The sequence below is a fragment of the Achromobacter xylosoxidans genome (genome assembly GCF_001457475.1).
In the GTDB taxonomy this organism is placed as follows: Bacteria; Pseudomonadota; Gammaproteobacteria; order Burkholderiales; family Burkholderiaceae_B; genus Achromobacter; species Achromobacter xylosoxidans.
The window spans coordinates 3,183,271-3,198,250 of the sequence record NZ_LN831029.1; the positions used below are offsets into that span (position 1 = coordinate 3,183,271).

15 protein-coding genes are annotated in these 14,980 nt (G+C 67.2%); 4 read left to right on the plus strand and 11 right to left on the minus strand.

Translation table 11 applies throughout. The annotated features are described in order from the left end of the window. Positions 1-9: 9 nt before the first annotated feature. The 5 genes from AT699_RS14375 to AT699_RS14395 form a co-directional block, all read right to left on the minus strand. Positions 10-1,029, minus strand: a complete 1,020-nt coding sequence (locus AT699_RS14375) for a histone deacetylase family protein (protein ID WP_024068868.1) — start codon at positions 1,027-1,029, stop codon at positions 10-12. Further along, positions 1,026-2,351 (minus strand): MFS transporter, encoded by a 1,326-nt coding sequence (locus AT699_RS14380; RefSeq protein WP_035181302.1) that lies wholly within the window; start codon positions 2,349-2,351, stop codon positions 1,026-1,028. The genes AT699_RS14375 and AT699_RS14380 overlap by 4 nt, the downstream gene beginning before the upstream one ends. Positions 2,352-2,600: 249 nt before the next feature. Then, positions 2,601-3,566 (minus strand): hypothetical protein, encoded by a 966-nt coding sequence (locus tag AT699_RS14385; protein ID WP_054470235.1) that lies wholly within the window; start codon positions 3,564-3,566, stop codon positions 2,601-2,603. A 160-nt stretch (positions 3,567-3,726) separates the two neighbouring features. Beyond that, positions 3,727-5,427, minus strand: a complete 1,701-nt coding sequence (mqo, locus tag AT699_RS14390; RefSeq protein ID WP_024068870.1) for a malate dehydrogenase (quinone) — start codon at positions 5,425-5,427, stop codon at positions 3,727-3,729. 449 nt (positions 5,428-5,876) lie between these two features. After that, positions 5,877-6,971 carry an MBL fold metallo-hydrolase gene (locus AT699_RS14395; RefSeq protein WP_024068871.1) on the minus strand — a complete coding sequence of 365 codons (1,095 nt, stop codon included), beginning with the start codon at positions 6,969-6,971 and terminating at the stop codon, positions 5,877-5,879. Between the two features lie 136 nt (positions 6,972-7,107). Here AT699_RS14395 and AT699_RS14400 point away from each other — a divergent pair, with 136 nt between their 5' ends. The 4 genes from AT699_RS14400 to AT699_RS14415 all read left to right on the plus strand — a co-directional run bounded on the left by AT699_RS14400 (position 7,108) and on the right by AT699_RS14415 (position 10,114). Further along, complete coding sequence (locus AT699_RS14400; protein WP_020927684.1) at positions 7,108-7,725, plus strand: TetR/AcrR family transcriptional regulator; 618 nt, start codon at positions 7,108-7,110, stop codon at positions 7,723-7,725. Between the two features lie 52 nt (positions 7,726-7,777). After that, positions 7,778-8,407: a glutathione S-transferase family protein gene (locus AT699_RS14405; protein WP_024068872.1), complete on the plus strand. Its 630-nt coding sequence runs from the start codon at positions 7,778-7,780 to the stop codon at positions 8,405-8,407. Between the two features lie 106 nt (positions 8,408-8,513). Continuing rightward, the gene (locus AT699_RS14410) at positions 8,514-9,740 is read left to right on the plus strand and encodes a hypothetical protein (RefSeq protein WP_024068873.1); all 1,227 of its coding nucleotides are present in this window, start codon (positions 8,514-8,516) and stop codon (positions 9,738-9,740) included. 68 nt (positions 9,741-9,808) lie between these two features. Further along, entirely contained in the window at positions 9,809-10,114 is a 306-nt protein-coding gene (locus tag AT699_RS14415) for a hypothetical protein (protein ID WP_020927687.1), read from the plus strand. A 30-nt stretch (positions 10,115-10,144) separates the two neighbouring features. Here AT699_RS14415 and arsH read toward each other — a convergent pair whose 3' ends face one another. The 6 genes from arsH to AT699_RS14445 all read right to left on the minus strand — a co-directional run bounded on the left by arsH (position 10,145) and on the right by AT699_RS14445 (position 14,945). Further along, positions 10,145-10,909 (minus strand): arsenical resistance protein ArsH, encoded by a 765-nt coding sequence (arsH, locus tag AT699_RS14420; protein WP_024068875.1) that lies wholly within the window; start codon positions 10,907-10,909, stop codon positions 10,145-10,147. 31 nt (positions 10,910-10,940) lie between these two features. Further along, entirely contained in the window at positions 10,941-12,140 is a 1,200-nt protein-coding gene (locus AT699_RS14425; protein ID WP_024068876.1) for an MFS transporter, read from the minus strand. Positions 12,141-12,143: 3 nt separating this feature from the next. Beyond that, positions 12,144-13,226 carry an ACR3 family arsenite efflux transporter gene (gene arsB, locus AT699_RS14430; RefSeq protein ID WP_006384122.1) on the minus strand — a complete coding sequence of 361 codons (1,083 nt, stop codon included), beginning with the start codon at positions 13,224-13,226 and terminating at the stop codon, positions 12,144-12,146. Between the two features lie 3 nt (positions 13,227-13,229). Beyond that, positions 13,230-13,730, minus strand: a complete 501-nt coding sequence (locus AT699_RS14435; RefSeq protein WP_006384123.1) for an arsenate reductase ArsC — start codon at positions 13,728-13,730, stop codon at positions 13,230-13,232. 44 nt (positions 13,731-13,774) lie between these two features. Further along, on the minus strand, positions 13,775-14,101 hold the full coding sequence (locus AT699_RS14440; protein ID WP_035181149.1) for an ArsR/SmtB family transcription factor: 327 nt from the start codon (positions 14,099-14,101) through the stop codon (positions 13,775-13,777). A 253-nt stretch (positions 14,102-14,354) separates the two neighbouring features. Further along, a complete protein-coding gene (locus tag AT699_RS14445; protein WP_024068878.1) occupies positions 14,355-14,945 on the minus strand; it encodes a YceI family protein in 591 nt (196 codons plus the stop codon). Between the last annotated feature and the right edge of the window lie 35 nt (positions 14,946-14,980).

Below are 14,980 nucleotides of genomic sequence, written 5' to 3' on the forward strand. Positions count from 1 at the left end.
GCCCCGTGATCAGGTTCCGGCCAGCCCCGCGAAGAAGCGCGCGGCGTTCGACTCCAAGCCCTCGATATAGTAGCCGCCTTCCTGCACGATCAAGGTCGGCAGCTTGAGCCCGGCGACTTCGCGCCCGAGCCGTTCGAAGCCGTCTTCCGACACCGCCACCATGGCCTGCGGATCCTTCTCGAAGATGTCGAAGCCCAGGGACAGCACCAGCGCGTCCGGCTGGAACCGCTCGATCGCGGCGCGCGCTTCGCGCAGGCGGTCGAAGAACACCGACTCGGGCGAGCCGTGCGGCATCGGCAGGTTGAGGTTGTAGCCTTCGCCTTCGCCCGCGCCGCGCTCGTCCTCGAAGCCGGCGACCACCGGATAGAAGTTCTCGGGATCGCCGTGGATCGACACGTACAGCACGTCGCTGCGCTCGTAGAAGATGTCCTGGATGCCCTGGCCATGGTGCATGTCCGTGTCCAGGATGGCGACGCGCCCATAGGTGCCGCGCAGGCGCTGCGCGGCGATGGCGGCGTTGTTCAGGTAACAGAAGCCGCCGGCCGCGTCGCGGCGCGCATGGTGGCCGGGCGGACGGCACAGGGCATAGGCATGGCGGTCGCCGGCCGCGATGCGGTCGGCGCCGGCGATGGCGCACTGCGCCGACCAGTACGCCGATTGCCAGGTGTTCGGGCCCACCGGGCAGCTGCCGTCGGCCAGGTAGCGCGCGGCCTGCGCCAGCACGCCGCGCAAGGCGTTGGGCTTGCGCACGAAGACATTGGAGACCACCTCGTCGCCCCAGTCATCGGGCAGCTTCTTCCATTCGGCGTGCGCCTCGCGCAAGAAGCGCAGATAGGCCGGCGTGTGCACCGCTTCGAGCGGGGCCTGGCCGTGGTCGGGCGGCGCCTGCACGTCGAAGCCCAGGTTGCGCGCCGCCTGCGCCAACGCGTCCAGGCGCGATGGCACTTCCTGCGGCGTGCGCATCTTGCCACGCGAGAAATAGGTCTGCGGATGGTGCAATTTCTGATCGTCGTGGAAATACGCCTTCATGCTCGATGGCCCTCGGGTTGGAATTGGACATGGCGCCGGCCATGGGCGCCCAGCGCCAGCACGGATACCAGGGAAAGCAGCGAAATCACCGAGAACAGCACGGCCAGCGGCCACCACTGGCCCTTGAAGTTCTCGGCCAGCACCGTGCCCAGCATCGGCGTCAGGCCGCCGAAGATGGCGCCCGACAACTGGTAGGCCATGGAAATCCCGGTGTAGCGGATCGCGGTGGGAAAGCTGTCGCTGACGAAGCCGGCGATCACCGCATAATAGGCGCCCATGAACAGCACCGCCACGCCGATGCCCAGCGTGATAGCGGACAGCGAGCCCAGGTCCACCAGGTTGAACATGGCGTATGGCGTGAACACCGACACCAGCGCCATCGTCGCCAGAAAGCGCAGGTTGCCGACGCGGCTGGCGATATAGGCCGCCAGCGGCGTGATGAAGAACTGCATGATCGACACCACCAGCAGGCAGTCCAGGATCACCGCGCGGTTCAGGCCGACGTACTGCGTGGTGTAGGCGATCATGAAGGTGCTGGTGAAGTAGAACCCGGCGATGCCCAGCACGTTGGCGCCCACGGCCAGCGCCAGTAGCCCGGGCGCGCCCGTCAGCACTTGCGCCAGCGGCGCGCGGGCCGGCTTGGCGCGCTGCGCCTGGGCCTGCTTTTCTTCCAGGAAGTCGGGCGATTCATTGACGCTCAGGCGGATCACGAAACCCACGACCAGCAACACCGCCGAGAACAGGAACGGCACGCGCCAGCCCCAGGTCAGGAAAGCGGCGTCGTCCAGGCCGGTCACCAGCTTGAACATCAGCATCGACAGGATCAGGCCGGCCGGGCTGCCCAGCTGCGCGAACGAGGCAAAGAAGGTGCGCTTGCTCTTGTCGGGCGAGTGTTCGCCCGCCATCAGCACCGCGCCGCCCCATTCGCCGCCAACCGCCACGCCCTGCACGATGCGCAGCAGCACCAGCAGCACCGGCGCCCAGACGCCGATCGAGGCGTAGGTCGGCAACAGGCCGATCAGGACTGTCACGCTGCCCATCATCAACAGCGTGATGACCAGCGATTTCTTGCGGCCGATGCGGTCGCCGATATGGCCGAACAGCGCGCCGCCCAACGGCCGCGCGAAAAAGCCCACGGCAAAGGTGCCAAAAGCCGCCAGCGTGCCGTAGAAGCCCGTGGCCGATGGAAAGAACAGTTTGCCGAACACCAGCGCGGCGGCGGTGGCGTAGATGTAGAAGTCGTACCACTCGATCATCGTGCCGATGAATGCGGCGGTCGACGCGCGCACCGGCTGGTGGCCCGTCCTGGAATTTCCCCTCATGGTTTTCTCTCTGTAGGTAGGTCGAGGTTTACTGCGTAGACCGTTATACGCGTGCCCTCGCCATAAGAAAAATTCTGAATTCTTATCCGCGAAATTCAGCGAATTTATGAGTGAAAACCCTAGTATTGAGCGACGATGCGCGCAGAACCGCCCGCGTCCGTCTCGCGCTCCGAGATTGGCGCAGCGGTTCAGCGGGATCGTGGAGCGCCCCGTACGCCCGGTAAAGCGGGCGGCAGGCATGGACGCGCCTCAGCGCGCCGGCTGCCAGTCGCGCCGGCAATTGGCCAGCGGGCGCAGTTCGTTGGCCGCCGCCAGGCGCAAGGACGGCTTGGCCCCGGCCACGTAGACCAGATTGCGCGACCGCCACACGGCCAGCTCGGCATACGGCACCTGGGCCGACGAAGCGCTGCCGGTACCCCAGAAATCCATGCTCGGCGCATCCAGGCAGGCATCGCCCGCGGCCACGCTGGCCAGCTCGCGGCCAGTGGCCAGGTCCACCGCGCGAAAGCGCACGGGCGTCGGCCGCTGGCGCAGCTCGGCGGCTATCACCACCGGCGTGCCGTCGGCCGTCTGGCCCACGCTGGCCGGCTTGACGGTCTGCACCTCTTGGCCGCGCGGCACCAGCAGGAAGGCCACGCCATTGTCGATATCCAGCAGGCGGCCGGGTCCCAGCCTCACGGCCTGGAATGGTTCGTGGCGGATCAGCGTGGTCTCGTACCAGCCGTTTTCGTAGCGCGTCCAGCCGGGTTCGCCGGCGTCCAGGAACACCTGGCCGCCGATGCTGTCGCCGTCGCCTTCCTTCTGCACCGGGATGTCGGTGATGCGCAGATCGCCGCCGCCGACATCCAGGTACAGCAGGTTGCCGTGGCCGGAGGTGCGGGTGACGAAGGCCAGCACCCCGTGCGGGTTGATCGGCTTGGCGGGGCCGCAGAAGTAGTCGCGCGCGCGGCGCGGGTCGCCCGCCGGCAGGAAACGCTCGCCCAGCTTGACGCCCTTGCCGCAGAGCGGCTGGCGCTGGTAGGCCAGGGTGTATTGGCTAGCGTTGCGCCGCCTGCCTTCCTGGTAGTCCTGGAAGCCGATGTCGGTCTCTTCGACCCGCAGCCCCTTGTCGTTGTAGAGGGTGCGGGCCTGCAGCGGGCCGGCCAGCGCGGCCAGGGCCAGCGACATCACGGCGGCGGCCATGGGCGGCCGCAGGCAAGCCAGGGGATTGTGCATGTCTCTTGTCATCATCCGATAGCCGATGGGGCACCTTAGCACAGTGACCGGGGCGGCCGACGCGAAGAGGCAAAAGCGGGGCAAGGCGGCCGCCGGCGCGAATGCCGCCGGCCGCCGTACAAAAAAAAGCCCTCCCGGAAAGGGAGGGCGGGGCAGGCCACTACAGCGCCTGCATCTCGGCGTTGGCATTGCGCCCCGGCGCCGGCTGGGCCGGCGCGTTGGTGGCCGGGGCCGTGGGCGCAGCGGCGGGCGCCGCGCCCGGCACCGGCACTTCCACGTACGGCAGGTGCAGCACCTGGCTCGTCATGGCGCGGATCTGGTTGGTCAGCGCCGGACTGTCGTTGAGCTTCTGGCCATACGACGGAATGATCTCCTTCAGGCGCGCCTTCCAGCCCGCTTCCATCTGCTGCGGGAAGGCCTTGGCCAGCAGATTCAGCATGATGGGCGGCGAGGTCGAGGCGCCGGGCGAGGCGCCCAGCAGCGCGGCGATGGTGTTGTCCTTGTCGGTCACGACTTCGGTGCCGAATTGCAGGATCGCGCCTTTCTCCGGATCGCGCTTGATGACCTGCACCCGTTCACCGGCCGTCACCAGGCGCCAGTCTTCGCGCTTGGCCTGCGGGAAGTACTTGAGCAGTTGGGCGTGGCGGTCCGCGTCGGTCAGTTGCGCCTGGTCCACCAGGTACTTGACCAGGTCCAGGTTCTCCAGGCCCACGTCCACCATGCTGGCGACGTTGTTGTGGTTCACGGACGAGAACAGGTCGAAGGCCGAGCCCTGCTTGAGGAACTTGGTGGTGGCCAGCGCGAACGGGCCGAACAGCACCACCGGCTTGCCGTCGAGCTTGCGCGCGTCCAGGTGCGGCACCGACATCGGCGGCGAATCGGTATCGGCCATGCCGTAGGCCTTGACCTCGTGGCGGCCGGCGATGGCCGGCGCGTCGAAGGCCAGGAACTGCCCGCCCACCGGGAAGCCGGCGTAGTTCTTCGACTCGGGAATGCCGGACAACTGCAGCACCTTGAGCGAGGCGCCGCCCGCGCCGATGAAGACGAAGCGCGACTTCACCGTGCGCTCCTGGTTGGTCTTGAGATCCTTGACCGTGACGTTCCAGGTCTTGTCGCCGTTCTGGCGCAACGCCGTGACCTCATGCTGCAGTCGCAGCTTGAAGTTGGGGGTGCGCTGCAGGCCCTGGGTCAACTGGTTGGTGATGACGCCGAAGTTCACGTCGGTGCCCAGCGGCATGTAGGTGGCGGCGACCTTCTGGCTGGCGTCGCGGCCTTCCATCAGCAGCGGCGCCCACTGGCGGATCCGCGCCGGGTCGGTGGAATACTCCATGCCGTAGAACAGCGGGCTCTTGACCAGGGCATCGCGGCGCTTGCGCAGGTACTCGATGCGGTCATCGCCCCAGACGAAGCTCATGTGGCCGGTCGGATTGATGAAGTCCGACGGCTGGCCGAGGCGGCCGGTCTTGACCTGGTGCGCCCAGAACTGGCGCGATATCTCGAACTGTTCGGCGATGTTGATGGCCCGCTTGATGTCGACCGAACCGTCGGGCATCTCGGGGGTGTAGTTCAGCTCGGCGAAGCCCGAGTGGCCGGTCCCCGCATTGTTCCAGCCATTGGAGCTTTCGAGCGCCACGCCGTCCAGGCGTTCGAAGAGCTCGACGCGCCAGTCCGGCTGCAATTCCTGCAGGTAGGTGGCGAGCGTCACGCTCATGATGCCGCCGCCGACGAGCACGGCGTCCAGGGGCTTGTCATTGTCCGGCGCCGGGACCGAACGTTGGTGCAGCGGCCAGTACAGGAACAGGGCGACCGCGATCACCACCGTCACCACCAGGCTGCCCAGGATCTTGAGAAACTTTCTCATGGGTATTAGACCTTACGGTTCAAAGGATTATGTTGTTGTAGTTATCGGCACTTCAGGGAAAAGGACGTAGGCACCTCCGGGCGGAAAAAATACGCAAACGGTTTCCCGGCCGTCCAGGGCGTCAGGCCGGGACGGGGCGATTGCGGGGAACATCATGGAATGGGAGCCTGACCGGTCCGGCACGCGGCCGGGGCGACGCGTCTGCCGACGGGCGCGCGGGGGTCAGGTCATGCGCGCAGGCCAAAGCCTAGCCGAAGCGGGCTCATCAAGCCGCAATACCCGGGTCGCGGGCATTGGCTTGGGCGCAATACGCGTTGCGTTGCGATTGTAAACAAATTGCGGTTGCGAGGCCGGCGGGCAACGGGCTGGGACGGCGCCTCGCCATCCTCACCACATCTTCGGGCGTTTCGACTGATACCGGACCGGCCGCGCGGACCGGCCCTGCCGGCTCACCTGGCCCGGCAAGGCGCCAGCAGGCGGCACGCGCCGGATGCCGGCTGGCGCGCCGCAACCTCGCGCCACCACGGCGATCCCGGATGTGGCGCGGCCAGGTCCAGCCGTTCGCCCATCTCCGGCGTGGCCAGCGCCACCCCCCGCTCCGCGGCAAGCGCGGCGATGCGTTCGAACGGTTCCTGCCAGGCGTGCATGGCCAGGTCGAAGGTGCCGTTGTGGATCGGCAGCAGCCAGCGGCCGCGCAGGTCCAGGTGGGCCTGCAGCGTTTCCTCGGGCTGCATGTGGACGAAAGCCCAGCGCTTGTCATAGGCGCCGGTTTCCATCAGCGTCAGGTCGAACGGACCGAAGGCGTCGCCGATGGCCTTGAAGCCATCGAAATAGCCGCTGTCGCCGCTGAAGAAGATCCGCATCCCGGCGTCGTCGATGACCCAGGAGGCCCACAGGCTGCGGTCGCCGTCGGTCAGGCCGCGGCCGGAGAAATGCTGGGCCGGGGTGGCCGTCAGGCGCAGGCCTTCGACCTCGGTCGACTGCCACCAGTCCAATTGCTCGACCTTGGCCGGATCGACGCCCCAGGCGATCAACTGGTCGCCCACGCCCAGCGGCGCGATGAAGCGGCCGGTGCGGGCCGCCAGCCGGGTCACGGCGGCGCGGTCGAGGTGGTCATAGTGGTTGTGCGACAGGATCACGCCGGCGATCGGCGGCAGGTCGTCCAGGGCGATGGGCGGCGCGTGGAAACGCGCCGGGCCGGCCCACTGCACCGGCGACGCCCGCTCGGAGAACACCGGATCGCTCAGCCAGTAGCGGCCGCGCAGCTTCAGCAGGATGGTCGAATGGCCCAGCCGGAACAGGCTGCGGTCGGGCGCGGCGCCGAGCGCGGCGGGGGTAAGCGGCCGCACCGGGATCGGCTGGCCGGGCACGGTGCCCGCCGGCTTGCCAAACAGGAAGGCCCAGGTCAGTTTCAGCCCCTGCCAAAAGCCCATGGAGGGGCGCGGGCGGGCATTGTGGAAGCGGCCGTCGCGGTGATGCGGCGGGACGGCGGGAGCGGCGGGCGGGGCGGGGGAGGCGGGGGAGGCGGGCGTCGGAGCGGTCACGGCACGATTCCAGGGAAAGAGGGGGAAGGACGGCCGGTATGGCCAAAAAAGTATACCGAGCAGTGTAATTTCCTTTTTTATGAAAGTACACCGCTGAGTGTAAAATTTTCGCTATCCCTCTATCAGGACATTTCCCATGGCAGAAGTACCGCAGCGGCTCACCGACAGAAAGCGCGAAGCCATCCTCCGCGCCGCGGTGGAGGAGTTCCGCACGGCGGGCTACGAGGCCACCAGCATGGACCGCATCGCCGCCGCGGCCGGCGTGTCCAAACGCACGGTCTACAACCATTTCCCCAGCAAGGACGAACTGTTCGGGCTGATGCTGGAACAGCTGTGGAACCGCAGCATTGCCAACGCCACCGTCGTGTATCGCGCCGACCAGCCGCTGGCCGCGCAGTTGCGCCAGTTGCTGATGCAGAAGCTGGAACTGTTGGGCGATCCGAATTTCATCGATCTGGCGCGCGTCGCCATGGCGGAGATCATCCACACGCCGGAACGGGCCCAGGCCATCGTCTGCCGCATGGGCGCGAAGGAGGGCGGCGAGATCGCCTGGATCCGTGCCGCCATCGCCGACGGCCGACTGGCCAAGGTCGACCCGGAGTTCGCCGGCCATCAGTTGCAGGGGCTGGTCAAGAGTTTCGCCTTCTGGCCGCAGGTCACGCTGGGACAGCCACCCCTGGGACCGGCCGAGCGCGACCGCGTGGTGGATTCGGCGGTGGCGATGTTCCTGGGGTGCTACGGCCGCGGCGAGTGAAGTATCGTGTTCCGCAAGTGGCAACCATATCGACACCCCGCAGGAGCAACCCATGCAGATCTACTGGATCCAGGCGCAGGCGCCGCGGCGCGTCCTCGCTCTCGTCAAGCACCTGGGCATCGAGGCCGAATTCATCGAAATGGACCTGATGGCGGGCGCGCTGCAGCGGCCGGAGTACGCCGCCATCAATCCCAACATGAAGGTGCCCACCCTGGTCGACGGCGATTACCATCTGTGGGAGTCGTCCGCGATCATGGCGTACCTGTGCGTCAAGGCCGGCTCGGACATGTGGCCCGCCGATACGCGGGAACAGATCGAGGTGCTGCGCTGGCTGTCATGGAACGACTGTCATTGGGCCCCGGCGGTCGCTCCGTATTATTTCGAGCACATCGTCAAATCGACCTTTGGCATCGGCCCGCCGGACGCCGGCGAACTGGCCGGCAAGGAAAAAGCCTTCGACCGCTATGCCGCGGTCCTCGATACCCATCTGCGCGACCGCGAACAGGTCGCCTGTGGCCGGCTGACCATCGCCGACTTCCAGCTGGCGTCGATGGCGGCGTACTGGAAGGCCGCCGGCATGCCGATGGCGCCGTATCCGCGCATCGTGGCCTGGCTCGACGGCCTGATGCGCCTGCCGGCGTGGGCCGATCCCTGGCCGGACGGACGCGCCGACCCCGCCTGATCGCGCCTGGACCCTCGTCTCTGTTATCGTGGGCGCGGCCGGACCGCCGTGTCCGCCGCGCAAGACCCCGCCGCCCGCATCGGGCATCCGACGAGGCCTTATCGATTTGAAGACCAAGAACTATCTGTTTGGCATCATCGTGTCGCTGCTGCTGGCAACGCTCCTGGCATTCCTGGGGCTGGTGGCCGTCTCCAGCGACAACCTCGGCTGGGGCATGGCGGCGCTGTTGTCATATGGCGTCCTGTTCGGCGGACCGCTGGCCATCGTGCTGGTGCTGACCTGGATCGTGTACCTGGTGCGGGATCGCGGCCAGGTGCCCGCTAGGGTGCACGGACTGTTGTTCCTGCCATCTTTGGTGGCGTTGATGATCGTGCCGATCGACGACCAGATCCGGCGGGCCGGCGCCGACCGCTTCCGCGGCGCCAACCCGGCGATCACCGAGAACCACGTCAACTTCAGCGGACGCACGCTCTGGCTGGACTATCGCGCCGGATCCTCGACCGACGGCGGCGGCCAGCCCTATATGGAACCCGCTTCGGCGACAAACGACCGCTTCTCGCGTTTTCGCCGCTATCCCGGTCCGGACCTGGTTGCCGCCGGCACGTTTCCGTACGCTGGCGCACACCTGAAGCCGGGCGTCGAGCGCTATGCGTATTCCTCGCAGGACGGCCAGGCCGGCGATTCCCTGCCGCTGCGACGCCTGCCCGCGCCCGACCTGGGCAAGCTGCTGCCGGCATTCGCCTACGGCGAAGCGGCGCTGCTGGTCTATCAATACTTCCATTACCCCGATCGCGTCGAGGTGGCGCCCAGCCTCGGCCGCTTTGCCGCCAGCACCGAGGACGCCATGACCGCGGCCCGCGTTGCCGGGCTGGCCATCGTCAGCCTGGACAACCACAGCCCGCACGCCATCGCCCGCCTGGAGATCAACGGCCAGACGCTGGATCTGGGCGGCGATCCCGCGCGCAGCCAGGCTGGCCAGCCTTGCGATCCGGCGCGCGGCGGCAGCCCCGCGATGCTGGACCTGGAACAGCCGCTGCGCGTGCGCTGGCAGACGCTGCAGGATCCGTCGCGCTGGCAGGAGGCGAGGGTGGTGGTGCCCGCCTTCAGCGCCGCGAGCCAGGCCGATCCCGACAAGGGCCTGCCACGCGTGCGGCTGTATTTCCTGCCCGACGGGTCGGTGGCTGCGGAACGGTTCCGCGAAATGCGCCTGCGCGGGGGGGACCTGGCCGTGCGCGCCACGGGCGTGCCGCCGCAGGCGCGAGCGGTCGTGGCCTGCGGCGCCGGCGCCTATTCCGGCTACAACCCGCAGACGGTGCGGCTGCTGGGAAATTGAGCCGGGAACGTTTGCATGAATGCCACAACCGGGGCCGATGGCGCCCCGGGAAAAGCAAAGGGGGTTCCTTGTTTCTGTACTACCGGATCAGTTTCGTGGCGAGCCTGCTGGCGCTGGCGGTCTGGGCAATCACCGTCGCCGTCTACGAAGCGCCGCGCCACGGCGACGGCTACGGTCCCGATCCGCTCGGGGTGCTGCTTTACCTGTCGCTGTGGCCGGTCGGGCTGCTGCTGGCGCATTCCGGCTTGCTCGCCTGCCTGGTGCGCGCGAGGCAACCGGCATCGATCCTGCAAGGGCGGCAGGGGATTGCCATCCACCTGGCGCTGGGAGCGGGTTTTCTGGCGTATGCGCTGTACAAGTTCCACCCGGGCTGAATGCCGCGAAGGGGGGACGCCAGGGGTCGTCTAGATGGAGGCTTGCCGCATCCGGTGCGACAGCGCCGCGGCGGTTTCCTTGCGTTCGCGGTAGCGGTCCACGAGGTAGGGCGCGACGTCACGCGTGAGCAAGGTGAATTTCATCAGTTCCTCGACGACGTCAACGATGCGGTCATAGTAGGGCGAGGGCTTCATCCGCCCGGCATCGTCGAACTCCTGGTAGGCCTTGGCGACCGAGGATTGGTTGGGTATCGTCAGCATCCGCATCCAGCGGCCCAGCACCCGCATCTGGTTCACGGCATTGAACGACTGCGAGCCGCCGGACACCTGCATGACGGCCAGTGTCTTGCCCTGGGTCGGGCGCACCGCGCCCACCGACAGCGGAATCCAGTCGATCTGCGTCTTCATCAGGCCGGTCATGGCGCCGTGGCGCTCCGGCGAACTCCACACCATGCCTTCCGACCACTGGACCAGCTCGTGAAGCTCGCGGACTTTGGGGTGATCATCGCTGGCGTCGTCGACCAGCGGCAGCCCGGACGGGTTGAAAATGCGGGTTTCGCCTCCCAGCGCTTGAAGCAGCCGCGCGGATTCCTCGGCGACCAGGCGGCTGTAGGAACGCTCGCGCAACGAGCCATACAGCAGCAGGAAGCGCGGCGCGTGCGTGGCGCGCCGGGGAGAGAACAATTCCCCGGGGGACGGCCGGTTGAACCGGGATGGATCGATGTTGGGCAGGTCGGCGAACGCTGCCGGCGTAATGCCTTCCATATGGTTGTGATGAATGGGAGTGGAACTCATGCAATGCCTCTCTTGACGCAAGACGGGAATTTCAATGTGTGTGGGGCGGGCCGCGCAGCAGCATCAGCGCGCCACAGGCTGCCAGGCCGATGGCGCCGGACAGCCACAAAGCGTTGGCCCCCCAGGCGTCCAGCGCCAGCCCGAAAAGCAGCGGGGCAAGGGCCTGGGCGATGCGGGCCGGCAGCATCAGCCAGCCCTGGCGCGCGCCATAGCCCTGGGCGCCAAACAGCGCCAGCGGCAAGGTGCCCTTCGCGATGGTGAGGATGCCGTTGCCCGCCCCATGCAGGATCGCGAAAAGGGGGGCCGCCACCGGCCCCGCCATCAACAGCACGGTCACGCCGGCGGGGTGTGCCAGCGCGGCCAGGCGCGCCGACAGCAACGGGTGGACGCGCCGCAGGAACCCGAACTCCAGCACGCGGCCGGCCACCTGCGCGGGACCGACGAGGGCGCCCACGGCGACCGCGGCGGCGAGCGTGGCGCCGGCAGCCTCCAGCATCCGCGGCAAATGCGTGGCCATCGCGGTGCTGATGAACCAGGTTGCGGCGAACACGAAGGCGAGCAGGGCGGTCGCGTATCCGACCCCCCCGGCCGCGGCAACGGGAGGAGGGGATGCCGACGCAATCGCCTGCGCGGGGTCCGCGGCGGCAGTCCGTTCGGGCTGCGCCGGGGACGGCAGCGTGGGCAGCCAGGCGTTCAGCGGCAAGCCGATCAGCAAATGTATGCCGGCCCACCCGAGGCACGCGTTGCGCCACCCGAACCGAGTTTCCATCCAGGCCGACAGCGGCCAGCCGACGGTGCTGGCAAATCCCGCGAGCAGCGTAATGCCCGTGATCGCGCCGCGGGCGTGCTGTCCATACAGGCGAACCAGGCTGGAGAACGCCGCTTCGTACAGGCCGGCGCCCATCGCTGCGCCAATGACGAGCCAGGCGATGACCATCGTCCAAAGACCCTGGGCAAAACCCAGCATGCCCAATCCGAGCGCGAATACCAGGCTGGTGCCGGCCAGCACCACGCGGCCACCGTGGCGGTCGATCGCCAGCCCCGCCCACGGGCCGACCAGGGCCGACACCACCATCGCGCCGGAAAAGGCCGCGAAGACGGTAGGCGTCGCAACGCCCAGATCAGCCGCCATCGGCGCCGCCAGCATGGCGGGCAGATAGTAGGATGAGGCCCAGGCCAGCGTCTGGGCGGTGCCCAGGGCGCCGACGACCCGGACGGGGGCGCCCGTCACCGGTCAGCTCCGCTTGGCGCCCGCGTCATACCAGTCCCTGGACCGGTTCACCACACGTACGACCAGCAACATCAACGGCACCTCGATCAGCACGCCCACCACGGTCGCCAGCGCGGCGCCGGACTGGAATCCGAACAGGCTGATCGCGGCGGCGACGGCGAGCTCGAAGAAGTTGGAGGCTCCGATCAGCGCCGACGGGCAGGCAATGTCGTGCTTTTCGCCCAGGCGACGATTGAGCCAGTACGCCAGCCCCGAATTGAACAGCACCTGGATCAGGATCGGCACCGCCAGCATGGCGATCACCAGCGGCTGCCCGATGATCGCTTCGCCCTGGAACGCAAACAGCAGCACCAGCGTCAGGAGCAGGGCGGCCATCGAGAACGGCCCGATCCGGGCCAGGGCCGCCTCGAACGCCTGCTGCCCGCGACGCAGCAACGCGCGGCGCCAGAGCTGGGCGATGATGACCGGGATGACGATGTACAGCCCGACTGACACAAGCAGGGTGTCCCAGGGTACGGAGATGGCCGACAGGCCGAGCAGCAATCCCACGATGGGCGCGAATGCGAACACCATGATCGTGTCGTTCAGCGCGACCTGCGATAGCGTGAATACCGGATCGCCGCCCGTCAGTCGGCTCCAGACGAACACCATCGCGGTACACGGCGCGGCGGCGAGCAGGATCAGGCCCGCGATGTAGCTATCCAGCTGGTCGGCGGGCAGCCAGGGGGAAAAGACCTGGCGGATGAACAGCCATCCCAGGAATGCCATCGAGAACGGCTTGACCGCCCAATTGATGAACAGCGTCACGCCGATGCCGCGCCAATGCTGCCGGACCTGGCCCAGCGCGCCGAAATCGACCTTGAGCAGCATCGGGATGATCATTACCCAGATCAGCAGGCCGACGGGAAGATTGACCTGCGCGACTTCGAGATGCCCGATCGCCTGGAACAAGGCCGGCATGAGCTGGCCAAGGACCACGCCCAGGACGATACAGAGAAACACCCAGAGCGTCAGGTAACGCTCGAAGAGGCTCATCCCGCCCCGCGTCCGCGGGGCGCTCGCGGCTGCCTGTGCATTGGATGACATGACTTACTCCCGGGCCTTGCCGATACCACGCAATTCGGCCTGGAGCGACATCGCGTCCAGGCGTTCCATGGGCAGGGAAAGGAACAGCTCGATGCGGCGCTTGAGTACGCGCGCGGCATCCTGGAACGCCTTGCGGCGCGCTTGCTCGGTTCCTTCGTGGGCCGCGGGGTCGGGAACGCCCCAATGCGCCGTCATGGGCTGACCTGGCCAGATCGGGCAGACCTCGCCGGCGGCGTTGTCGCAGACAGTGATGATGAAGTCCATCCGTGGCGCCTCGGGCGCCGCGAACTCGTCCCAACTCTTGCTGCGATAGCCGTCGGTCGGCAGCGAAAAGGAGCTCAGCGTGGAGAGCGCCAGCGGGTGAACTTCGCCCTTGGGCGTACTGCCAGCGGAATAGGCCTGGAAGCGGTCGCCACCCAGCCCGTTGAGCAGGCCTTCGGCCAGGATGGAGCGCGCGGAATTGCCCGTGCAGAGAAACAGTACCTTGAAAGGAGAACGTGACATGCAAATTCCTGGCGGCAACGAGTGGAGGATCGGATATTCGGGGATCAGCAGGTTGTGCAACCGCTGGAGTCGGAGATCTCGCAGGGAGCCCCTTGGCAGCAGTGTTCGGTGAGATAGCCGAGCAGCCCGTTCATCCGCGAGAAGTCGGCCCGGTAGATCAGATTGCGGCCTTGCTGCTCGATGGTGACCAGGCCGGCATGGGACAGCTCTTTCAGATGGAAGGACAAGGTATTGCGGGCGACGTCCAGCTGGTCGGCCAGCACGCTGGGCGTGAGGCCGCCGAGGCCAGCCACCACGAGCGCGCGAAAAACGCGAAGCCGCTGGGTGTGGGCCAGGGCGCCAAGGGCGAGAACGGTTTGATCTTCATTCATGGCGGGATAATACAATGATTCGAGAATAATTGAATAGATGGCCGTGCCGATCCCAGCAATCCGTGGGCCCGGATTCATTCGTGACTTTACATAATATACATTATGCGTATTTTATGCCGGTCCAGGCGCGCGTCCCGCCGTGGCTCGACTGTCCGCATCTTCCCGACACGTTGCCTGTTGCCGGCCCACCGATAACCGTGCGCCGACAACAACGGCTCGCCAGGCTTAGACGAGCCGTTCGTCACCGCTATGCTCAGCGCGCCGCGTCGGCCAACGCTTCGACCGTGATGCGCAACGTGACCTCGTCGCTGACGTCGGGCGCGTACGCCTGGACGCCGAAATCGCTGCGCTTGAGGACCGTGGCCGCGTCGAAGCCGATTGCCGGCCGCTGCGCCATCGGATGCACGCCGGCCTTGTTCTGCCTGGCTTCCAGCACGATGGCTTTCTCGTGGTCCTTGATGCGCAGCTTGCCGTGGATCAGCAGCCGTCCGTTGCCCTTGTCCTCGACGGAGGTGCTTTCGAAGCCGATGGCGGGATATTTGCCGGCGGCGAAGAATTCGGGGCCGCGCAGCATCTCGTCCAGCTTCGGCACATGCGAGGTGAAGCTCGCCAGCGGCACGTCCAGCTTGACCGACGAGGCGGAAACGTTGGCCGCGTCGTAGCGGATCACGCCCTGGATGTCGCCGGCGTGCGCCGAAGGCTTCGAGAAGCCCAGGTGGTTCCAGGTCACCACCACCTGCGTGTGTTCGGGGTCGATGCGGTAGTCCACGCCGGCGGCATGGACGGGGATGGCGCCGCCGGCCAGCGCGGCCGCGAGCAGGAGTCGATTCAGATGGATTTTCATGGGGTTCCTGTTTGACGGAAAGGCTGATCAGTGTC

What these genes read in the sequence shown, in the direction of transcription:
- AT699_RS14375 (WP_024068868.1), bottom strand. Translation starts at nt 1,029, where the DNA reads ATGAAGGCGTATTTCCACGACGATCAGAAATTGCACCATCCGCAGACC.
- AT699_RS14380 (WP_035181302.1), bottom strand. Translation starts at nt 2,351, where the DNA reads ATGAGGGGAAATTCCAGGACGGGCCACCAGCCGGTGCGCGCGTCGACC.
- AT699_RS14385 (WP_054470235.1), bottom strand. Translation starts at nt 3,566, where the DNA reads ATGCACAATCCCCTGGCTTGCCTGCGGCCGCCCATGGCCGCCGCCGTG.
- mqo (WP_024068870.1), bottom strand. Translation starts at nt 5,427, where the DNA reads ATGAGAAAGTTTCTCAAGATCCTGGGCAGCCTGGTGGTGACGGTGGTG.
- AT699_RS14400 (WP_020927684.1), top strand. Translation starts at nt 7,108, where the DNA reads ATGGCAGAAGTACCGCAGCGGCTCACCGACAGAAAGCGCGAAGCCATC.
- AT699_RS14405 (WP_024068872.1), top strand. Translation starts at nt 7,778, where the DNA reads ATGCAGATCTACTGGATCCAGGCGCAGGCGCCGCGGCGCGTCCTCGCT.
- arsH (WP_024068875.1), bottom strand. Translation starts at nt 10,909, where the DNA reads ATGAGTTCCACTCCCATTCATCACAACCATATGGAAGGCATTACGCCG.
- arsB (WP_006384122.1), bottom strand. Translation starts at nt 13,226, where the DNA reads ATGTCATCCAATGCACAGGCAGCCGCGAGCGCCCCGCGGACGCGGGGC.
- AT699_RS14435 (WP_006384123.1), bottom strand. Translation starts at nt 13,730, where the DNA reads ATGTCACGTTCTCCTTTCAAGGTACTGTTTCTCTGCACGGGCAATTCC.
- AT699_RS14440 (WP_035181149.1), bottom strand. Translation starts at nt 14,101, where the DNA reads ATGAATGAAGATCAAACCGTTCTCGCCCTTGGCGCCCTGGCCCACACC.
- AT699_RS14445 (WP_024068878.1), bottom strand. Translation starts at nt 14,945, where the DNA reads ATGAAAATCCATCTGAATCGACTCCTGCTCGCGGCCGCGCTGGCCGGC.